The sequence below is a fragment of the Thermodesulfovibrionales bacterium genome (assembly GCA_035622735.1).
Taxonomy (GTDB): Bacteria; Nitrospirota; Thermodesulfovibrionia; order Thermodesulfovibrionales; family UBA9159; genus DASPUT01.
Map to the genome: position 1 here is coordinate 1 of DASPUT010000018.1, position 7219 is coordinate 7219.

Consider the following 7219-nt stretch of genomic DNA (forward strand, 5'->3'; position numbering starts at 1 on the left):
TGCGGCGGTGGGTGGTCCGCTACGGCCGGGAGTCGTCCACAGACTCGACAAGGAGACATCGGGTGTCATGGTGGTAGCCGTCGATGACGGAGCATACTATAACCTTGTGGAGCAATTCAGGCGGAGGGCCCTGCGAAGGAGATATATCGCAGTGATTTACGGAAGCCTGAAGGCGGACGCGGGCGAGATATCGCTTCCCATCGGCCGCTCCGAGACGGACAGGAAGAAGATGTCGACACGGGTCCGGAGGGGCAGAGAAGCCGTCACGCGATGGGAAGTCATACGCCGTTTCGGACCGGCCACGATGATCTACGCCAGGCTCGGCACCGGCAGGACGCACCAGATCAGGGTCCATTTTGCGTCTATCGGGCATCCGGTCGTCGGCGACAGGACGTACGGCCACAAGACGGTGATCGAAAAGGGGAAAGAAACGATAGCGGTCCCCCGCCAGATGCTCCATGCGGAGACTCTGGGGTTTCAGCACCCGGTCACCGGTGAGTACCGCGAATTCTCCAGCCCTCTCCCTGCTGATATGCAGGCGGTGCTTGATGCGCTGTGTGATGATAATAAGCGGTAGAGCATATGCCGGCAGGGGATAATGTGCCGACCCGTTGGATGTCGAATTTACAGTTTCAGAAGCGTCAATCCCGATGCAGCGTCGAATTCCCTTGTTGCTGTAACTCCCTTGATTTCGAGAATTACCGCCTCAAGCACGAGGAACGTCTCTGACCGTTCCCTCACACAGCCGACCTTCACGGAATCCCTCTTACCGAACGCACCATGGAAATGAATCTTCGGCTCGTCACCCTGGTAAAATATGGTACCGAAACCGACGGTCTCGTGACTTTCCCCGAGTTCCTTCCAGACGGGTATGGGCGGCATCTCTTCCTCTTCAGGACCTACTACTATCTTTGCATCCCGCATTCCACCGACGAGGTAAAAGGCGGCAGCCCTTATATCCTCCTTCTTCGCTATGGTTATGAGATTGCCGAGCACGTCTTCTCTATCTTCGAATCGGGCAACAACAACCCTTCCGATATGACCGGCTTGGTATTGCATAGAAGTCTTATCTCCTTTATGATTATAGGGTGAATGTATCATACCGCAAGGAAGCGCAAAAGCTCAAAGGTCCTTTGGGAGAGAGGTCGGCTGTTTGCTATTTAAAAAACTAATCTGGTATTATTCTTAACGGTTATGGTTAGATATTTTTTCCGGAGGAAGGTGCGTAAGTTATCAGGTATCGCCATTCTGCTAGTCTTCCTCACTTCTCTTATTCCGGCTGTTGGCCCATTTCCATTATCTGCAGCGAATCTCTATGCGCAGGAGGCGCCGCGGCAGATGGCGGGTCTCTTCGGCCAGACGCCACGGTCGAAACCGAATAACATCTTCGCGCCGACCGAAACGTCTACCCCTGCACAGTCTCCATCCGAGCAGCCGCCTCAACCCGTTCAGACCTCTCAGCCGGTGACGCAACCTCAGACGGAGCCGCAACCACAGGTACCACCACAACCAGAGGCGCAGCCGCAGCCGCAACTGCAGGTACCACCGCAACCACAGGCGCAGCCGCAGCTGGAGCCGCAACCACAGGTACCACCGCAGCCTCAGCCGCAACCACAGGCACAGCCGCAGCCACAGCCGCAGCCACAACCGCAGGTACAGCCGCAACCTCAGCCTCAGCCGCAGCCGCAGGGACGTCCTTCCGCGGGCAGGCAACCTGGGGCAAAGAGGGGGGAGGTAAGCTTTAATTTCGATGATGCAGATGTTTATTCCGTAGTCCAGACCATTTTCGGAGACGTCCTCAAGGTGAATTACATAGTAGACCCCAGCGTCAAAGGGAGAGTGACATTCAGGTCCGTGGCGCCGGTCGCGAAGGAGGACGTGCTTCCCCTGATGGAGGTCATCCTGAGGCTCAACGGTATCGGCATTGTGGAAGAGGGAGGGCTTTACAGGATCGTGCCGATCGCGGATATATCAAAGGAGCCGGCGCCTGTCGGGGTGGGGCGGGACTCGGAATACGTCAAGATAAGCGGGAAGGCGTTAGTCCAGGTAGTCCCGATCAAGTATACCCAATCCTCGGAAATGGTGAGGGTGCTCACCCCCTTCCTTTCAAAGAACGCCGTCATCATTGATGTGCCGAAGGGCAACTATATCATCATCTCCGATACGGACGCCAATGTGAGGCGTCTGCTCCAGCTCGTCGAGATTTTCGACAGCGAGGAGCTGAAACAGGTGACTCCGAAGGTCTTCGTATATCCCGTCCAGAACGGAAAGTCGAAGGACGTTGCCGCCCTGCTCCAACAGATATTCCTCGGCGCTAAGGCGCCGGCAGGCGCGACGACGCCGCCGAGAGCGACGACACCCGGCCAACCGGCGCAGCCTGGCCAACCTGCGGCGGTTCCGCAACCGGCTCAACCAGTCCAGCAGGCCCAGATCTCGATGGGGGCGCCCGGCGGGGCGGGGGGACTTGTGTCCGAGGTGACGAAGATTATCTCGGACGAGATCACGAATTCGCTGATCATCATGGCGACCCCGGAAGATTATGCGCTCATAGCCGAGACGATAAAGAAGATCGATATCGTTCCGAGGCAGGTCGTGATCGAAGCGACTCTCGTGAGGGTGGAACTGCATGACAACACGAGTTTCGGTTTTTCCTATTCTCTCATCACCAACCTGGGCATACAAGATCTGAAGCCTATCACGACTACGCCGATGCCGCTTTCCGGGAGCATAGGGCTCAATGCCCCGGGTGCGAGTGACACCTCACTCTCCACTCAGGGGTTTACCCTGGTTGCCACCGATCCTTCAGGCATCGTGAGGGCCAAAATTACCGCTGCCCTGATCGATTCTAAAGCAAAGATTCTCGCGGCGCCGCACATTCTGGTATCCGACAACCGTGAGGCGAGGATTCAGGTCGGATCACAGGTGCCCCTCGCGACCTCTACGACTGCGCAGCCGATATCAACGACAGGGGCCGCGGTATCGACCATAGCGACATCGACGATTCAGTACAAGGACATCGGAATTATTCTCAAGGTGAAACCGCAGGTGAACGACAGCGGGCTTGTTTCTCTCGAGATATCGCAGGAAGTCTCCCAGCTCGGCGAAAATGTTATTGTCGGCGGGACCTCGAACCCTCAGATACTCAAGACGGAGGCGACGACAAATATGGTCGCCAGGGACGGGCAGACGATCATTATAGGCGGCCTCATCAGGGAAGACAGTTCAAAGAGTGTCTCGGGAATTCCCTTTCTCAGCAGGATCCCCCTCATCGGGACTCTCTTCTCCTCAACGAATGATGACAAGTTAAGATCGGAAATTATCATGCTGCTCACGCCTCATGTCGTCAGGAGTCTGCAGGAAGCCGAGAATGTTACCGCAGGGTATGTCGAGAGATATAGAGGGACCGCCAGAGATAGTGAGATTGATCAGTTCCTGCAGAAAGGGATCCCTCAGGGAAAGCAGAGTGGAAATAAGGGTTCAGGCAATGGTGACGCTTCTCTTCCCGGCTCCGCCAGTGTTCCTCCGCAGGCTAATCCTTAGGAATCCTGACGGGTGCATTACCTGCGCTCGGACAGAAAACCTCCCCAAATAAAGATATCTATCCTCATTTAGAGAATGGTATATCCATCCATTTAGCTCCGAGAAACGCTTCGGAAACCTGTCAACTTCCTCGAGGGAACCGAAAAGTTTCGTATTGTTTATCAAAAATCAAACCAGAGAAGGAGTATTTCCTGTCCGTGAGGGTGAGGTGAGGATATCAATTTCAAAGGCAAGAATTTTGCAACACGATATGCACGCATACTCATGACGTAATGATAGGATGGCGGGCTTCGTCTCTCTTGAGAACGCCGTTGTTTTAAATATTACACAGGTGCTACGAAAAAGAGCCACAGATTGCATCTCCTCTATGATGGAGGGGCAGAAAAATTCTCACTTTTCTCTCGTGGCCTGATTATTGCTTATACTGAAATGGAGGGAACTGCGGACGGAGATATTTCCCGGCAAAATGAAAAAAAGTTCAGGGAAAAACGAAAACAAAAAAAAAGAGGGAAAAAGCTCTTGACATATAGAATATCTTTTAGTATATTTTTTAGCAGATTGGAGGTGGGTTGGAGATACTGGAAGAAAGTGTGAAAAAGGTTGAGCATCTTTCATTAACCATAATATTCTTCTTGATTATTTTTTCCGGATGTGCTACAAAAGAGGCAGTTAAGGTTTCCGACGAAGAGGTGCTGAAAGAGAGGGTGATGGCTTACTGGAACCTGAAGATGCATGAGGAATTCGACAAGAGCTATCAATACGAACTGCCCCTGTACCGGAAGAACGTTACTATGGTCAGCTACATAAAGGGGTTCAATACCCGCGTCGTGAAGTGGCTGGGAGCGAGCATAGACAATGTGAAGAGACAGGACGATACGGCGATGATTGATTTGAACGTAAAGGTTAAAGTAAACGTCCCGGGGCTTAAGGACCCTGGACACGATTCTTTGATAAAAGAGAAATGGGTAAAGGTTGAAGGGATATGGTATCATGTTCCTGAAGGTTTTACCGGGTCTTAGGAAGAACGGATGGAGAGTATTTTTTTAATGAGAAGACCTTTACCGAAAACTGAAAGAGAAGGAGGTGATGAGCGGCGGAGCATTGAAGGCAGTCGACTTAATATAGAGAGCTTTTTAGGAATCTGATTCCATCAGAGAATTTTATCGAAAAGGAGGAAAGTAAATGTTTAAGAAAGCAGTTTTCATCACAATGCTTCTGCTGGCATTGAGCTTCGGGACCGCCTTTGCGCTCAACATCGACTCGATGTCTTCAAGGCAGACTCTCGCGGACCCGACAGCATTACCGTCGGGAACACCTGTCAATGTATTCGTGAATCCGGGCGGCCTCGGCGATGTCCTGATTTACGGCTATTACAATGTCAGGAACAACAATGAAGTGATCTTCACCGTGACAAACACCGCCACGGTCGGAGCAAGGGTAAGGATCAGGTTCAGAGAAGCAGCTACGCTCGTTCAGACGGTCGGTGGACCGACTATCCCGGGTTGTGACAACGGCAGCCAGGAAGTGCTCGACTTCGACATCTGTCTGACGAAGAACGACATGTGGACCGGCCAGATCCAGAGCGATTCGAACGGAGCAGGAAGGCTCTTCTCGACGGATACCGACACGTTTATCCAGGCGTCGGTTGCGACCGCCGGCAATCCGAACCCTGCCGTCATATTCCCGACGGCATTTCCGGGCGGCGTTGAGTTCAAGTTCGGAACTTCCAATCTCGGCATAACCGCTGACCAGACAAGGGAAGGCTATTTCGAGATACTCGGCGAAAGACAGTTGAGCTCCGCTTGCGGCACCACAGGCCTGCCGGATTGCACCTGCGGTGACCTGCTCGATGTTGACGCAAACGGCGCCCCTATCGACACGGTAGCCACGGGTGGCGGACCTGCCGGCGGCGTTGATGTCGCCAATGTGTTGATGGGACATGCATACATCGTCAACCTCGGATCGAGCGCGACCTTCGCCTATGCGGCAACTGCTCTTGCTGATTTCGCAAATGCCGACATCTCGAATTCGCTGACATCGGCAAGGCCGAACCTCAAACAGGACAGCGAGTCCGGCGACATCGGACCGGTAAACTACGCCCTGACGAAGAGCGCTGTCATGTCTATCTATGACGTCGAGGCTGGGTTAAACGGCAAGACCGAGCTCATCGTCAATTTCCCGACGAAGTGGGCGACTCATGTCGATTTCTTCGAGTCAGAAGAGAACGAGTGCGATCCGGGTCCTCTCGGGACATCAGCTGAAGAAGTCGGAAACGACATCTTTGACGACCCGCGCGTAGCGATAACCGTATTTGACGATGCTGAGCATTCGCCGACGTCATCGTGCCAGTTCTCGCCCTGCCCTCCGGGAACAGAGGTGAAACTCCCGCACGAGATTAATCTCATCGACATCAACGGCAGCGGCATCTTCACGTCCGACGTCGTAACGAAGATAGCAACAGCCTTCGACTTCGGCTGGATAAAGATCAATCTCACGACCGGTGCCACAGGGGCGCCTGCGGTCCCTCATCTGACAGCTTGTGACGCCAGTGATGGTCCGCCGGCGATCTGCTCTACGGACGGTACCGATCCTGATCCGGGCGGAGGCTCTGCTGTCTCGCATGGTCTTCCCGCGATCGGTTACGCAGTCATGACCTTTGGCGGCTCGGACTTCTCTGGTCTGATCCCGCTCCAGTACACGACCCAAATCGATCCCGAAACCCTATAATCGGGACGGTGATTCGCTAGCATCAAAAGGGGGCTTCGGCCCCCTTTTTCTTTTCCCCGAAAGTGATTTTCTATACCCTCCGTATGAGCGTTCTTGTGTCATATTTTGTCATGTCCGAGACCGTTTTTTGGCACTTCCACTCCTACCGGTCAAGCCGGAAGGCGGGATTTCCGATATCCAAAAACAAGCCAACGAGGGTACCGGGAAGATAGGGATGCGGAGAAGGAACGAGATTTATGAGGTTTCGCTGACGAGTGTCTAACAAAGAGTGCGCAGATTTTTGACCTGGACTTCCACGAGTTTCACCGAAACACCATTGCATAGAATTTGCAATGAGTATCTTGAGGCACCCAAGATTAATGAAATAGATGAAATATGTATCATTTGACAGAAAGCGAAGATTAGGCTAAATTATAAAGTGGAGTGTTTAAAAATTCGATAGGTGATTTTCTATTAACGGACCATCTGTAAGGAGGATAAGATGAGAGGGTTGAAGATCATGTTGGCGGTAATTTTTGTGGTGGCCTTTGCGTCAATCGCTATGGCGCAAACCACTGTTACGATTAACGGCGGGTCATCTTTCAGTTGCAACGGCGGCTACCTGACCCTGAGCAATATTCAAGTCGATGACGGGGTTATCACTGTCAATGTGATTTGTAATGCCGGCAACGTCACGCCGACCCCTACGCCGACACCAGGACCGACACCGACCCCTACGCCGACACCGACACCTCCACCGAGCGGAGGAGGATATCAGGGCACGTATCTCGCGATGAATTCCAATCCGACATTTGATAACCTCGGCGGCGGCCAGACAAGACTTTACTACTTTACACTGCCCGCCAATTGCGGAGGCAACGGCCAGTTGAGGATCGCGACGAATCAACAGCAGAGCGCCCCCCACGCTGCCGTAGTTGTGAAGAAGACAAACGGCAGCACTTCGACGCCCCCG

General features: G+C 53.2%; 7 protein-coding genes. 5 read left to right on the top strand and 2 right to left on the bottom strand.

Features of this window, described 5'->3' with window-relative positions:
- Positions 1–577, top strand: a 577-nt coding sequence (locus VEI96_00715) for an RluA family pseudouridine synthase (GenBank protein HXX56503.1), incomplete at its 5' end; no start/stop codon positions are given.
- A gap of 47 nt (positions 578–624) precedes the next feature.
- On the opposite strand, the gene VEI96_00720 is transcribed toward VEI96_00715, so the two are convergent.
- A complete protein-coding gene (locus VEI96_00720; protein ID HXX56504.1) occupies positions 625–1059 on the bottom strand; it encodes a DUF296 domain-containing protein in 435 nt (144 codons plus the stop codon).
- Between the two features lie 346 nt (positions 1060–1405).
- On the bottom strand, positions 1406–1594 hold the full coding sequence (locus VEI96_00725) for a hypothetical protein (protein ID HXX56505.1): 189 nt from the start codon (positions 1592–1594) through the stop codon (positions 1406–1408).
- Here VEI96_00725 and VEI96_00730 point away from each other — a divergent pair.
- The 4 genes from VEI96_00730 to VEI96_00745 all read left to right on the top strand — a co-directional run.
- Complete coding sequence (locus VEI96_00730) at positions 1570–3540, top strand: secretin N-terminal domain-containing protein (GenBank protein HXX56506.1); 1971 nt, start codon at positions 1570–1572, stop codon at positions 3538–3540. The two genes, VEI96_00725 and VEI96_00730, sit on opposite strands and share 25 nt — an antisense overlap.
- Before the next feature lie 569 nt (positions 3541–4109).
- Entirely contained in the window at positions 4110–4559 is a 450-nt protein-coding gene (locus tag VEI96_00735; GenBank protein HXX56507.1) for a hypothetical protein, read from the top strand.
- Between the two features lie 163 nt (positions 4560–4722).
- Positions 4723–6267, top strand: a complete 1545-nt coding sequence (locus VEI96_00740; GenBank protein ID HXX56508.1) for a hypothetical protein — start codon at positions 4723–4725, stop codon at positions 6265–6267.
- Between the two features lie 481 nt (positions 6268–6748).
- The coding region (locus tag VEI96_00745; GenBank protein ID HXX56509.1) for a hypothetical protein at positions 6749–7219 on the top strand (471 nt) is incomplete at its 3' end.

What these genes read in the sequence shown, in the direction of transcription:
- VEI96_00720 (HXX56504.1), bottom strand. Translation starts at nt 1,059, where the DNA reads ATGCAATACCAAGCCGGTCATATCGGAAGGGTTGTTGTTGCCCGATTC.
- VEI96_00740 (HXX56508.1), top strand. Translation starts at nt 4,723, where the DNA reads ATGTTTAAGAAAGCAGTTTTCATCACAATGCTTCTGCTGGCATTGAGC.